The following is a 1325-nucleotide window of genomic DNA, read 5'->3' as shown; positions in this document are numbered from 1 at the left end:
ACTTCATCATCGGAAACAAACGCACCTTGCAGGCGTGTCGGTTCTGCGCTGCCCGGTTGCAGGAATAATGAGTCGCCGTATTTGAGCAATTCGTCTGCACCCATTTGGTCAAGAATGGTGCGGCTGTCGATTTTGCTTTGTACGGTAAAGGCCATGCGTGTCGGAATGTTGGCTTTAATCAGGCCGGTAACCACATCGACACTCGGACGCTGGGTGGCGACAATCATGTGAATACCTGCCGCACGCGCTTTTTGGGCAAGGCGTGCGATTTGCTGCTCAACGGATTTGCGTTCTGTCATCATCAAGTCAGCCAACTCGTCGATAACGACCACAATCAACGGAAGTTTTTCCAGAGGCTCAGGATCGTCAGGATTTAAGCTGAACGGATTGAGTAATGGCTTGCCTGCTGCTTTGGCTTGTTCGACTTTTTGGTTGAAACCGTCCAGATTGCGCACGCCGGCATGGGAAAGCAGACGATAGCGTTTTTCCATTTCGGCAACACACCAGTTCAATGCTTGTCCGGCCTCTCGCATATCGGTTACAACCGGGCAGAGCAGGTGCGGAATGCCGTCGTAAATGCTCAATTCAAGCATTTTCGGGTCAATCATAATGAAGCGGACTTCGTCTGGCGTGGCTTTGAAGAGCATGGACATAATCATGCCGTTCACGCCGACAGACTTACCCGATCCGGTCATGCCTGCGACCAAAAGATGCGGCATTTTCGCCAAGTCGCCGACCACGGGCGTGCCTGCAATATCTTTACCCAACGCGACGGTCAGCTTGGATTTGGCTTCGGTAAACACAGGCGAAGAGAGGATTTCGCTCAACATCACGTCTTGGCGTTTCTCATTGGGTAATTCAATGCCCATGGTGTTTTTACCGGCAATAGTTTCTACGATGCGTACCGCTTGCAGAGACATTGAGCGTGCCAAATCTTTAGACAGGGCGACAATTTGACTGCCTTTGACACCTTGTGCCGGTTCGATTTCGTAGCGGGTAATCACGGGACCGGAAGTGGCGGAAACAACCTGTACGCCGATGCCGAATTCAGCCAGCTTGGCTTCGATTAATTCTGCGGTTTGTTGCAATTCATCCGGATTGACGGCAACCGGTTCTTCAGACGGCATACGCAACAGGTTCATATTGGGTTTGTGGTATTCGCCGTTGTTTTTAGGTTCAGTATCGTCAAACAGGGAAGTTTGGATTTTAGGAGGCGGCGCAACGGACACGGCAACGGTTTTACGGTTACTGCTGCTGCCTGCCAACGGAGCAACCGGAGTAGCGGTAATGGTTTTGGCTTCTTTAACCATGCGGCGCGTATTTTG

At 51.4% G+C, this 1325-nt stretch carries 1 protein-coding gene; it reads right to left on the bottom strand.

Annotated elements, in window-relative coordinates; translation table 11 throughout:
• On the bottom strand, window positions 1-1325 hold a 1325-nt coding region (locus ACTHS3_RS13375), incomplete at both ends, for a DNA translocase FtsK (RefSeq protein WP_440368176.1).

The organism is Neisseria sp. P0009.S007, from assembly GCF_051962515.1.
This window is presented reverse-complemented; position numbering and strand designations above follow the sequence as displayed.